This window comes from Planctomonas deserti, from assembly GCF_003067705.1.
GTDB classification, from domain to species: domain Bacteria; phylum Actinomycetota; class Actinomycetes; order Actinomycetales; family Microbacteriaceae; genus Planctomonas; species Planctomonas deserti.
Genome location: NZ_QANL01000139.1, coordinates 1 through 578, shown reverse-complemented (window position 1 = coordinate 578; position 578 = coordinate 1). Strand labels below are relative to the sequence as shown.

At 67.1% G+C, this 578-nt stretch carries 1 protein-coding gene; it reads left to right on the top strand.

Annotation, left to right across the window (positions count from 1 at the left end):
- Positions 1-169: 169 nt before the first annotated feature.
- A partial coding sequence (locus DAI20_RS19965) for a DUF2975 domain-containing protein (RefSeq protein ID WP_205781530.1) occupies positions 170-578 on the top strand: 409 nt, incomplete at its 3' end.

The window sequence follows — 578 nt, the reverse complement described above, 5'->3', positions numbered from 1 at the left end:
CTGGAACAGGGCGCGCCTGGGCCCTGACAGGGGCCACTTTCCCGATTCAGACTTTCACGCGGCGTGTGTTATATCGTTTATCGATAAATTCACCCCGGGGCGGCGATGCTGCCCCAACGCCGGAGGCCGCTTGACCGCTCGTCCCGCCCGCGCCAGACCCGCGCGAGGCTTGTTCACCCTGGCCCAGGCCGCCGTACAGGCCGTCCGGGCGATGTGCTGGCTGGGCATCCTGGCCGCACTGCTGGCCGTGCCACTGGTCGCCCACGACCGCCGTTGGCTGCTCGACAGCGTGCACGACGCGCAGGCCGCGGCCGTGCACGGTTCGCATCTGTTCCTGCATTTCTGCGTGGGCCTGGCCGCCATCGTCGCACTACTGGTGCTGTGCCTGATGTTCCTGCGCCACCTGGCGCGGCTGCTGCGTTCTGCGGCCAACGAACGCCCCTTCACCCATGCCAATGCCGTACGCCTGCAACGCATGGCCTGGCTGATGCTGGCGATGGAGGTGCTGTCCATCGTGATCGGTCTGTACGCCAGCTGGATGGGGCCGGACTTTGCGTGGATGGAAGTTGGCGGTGGCA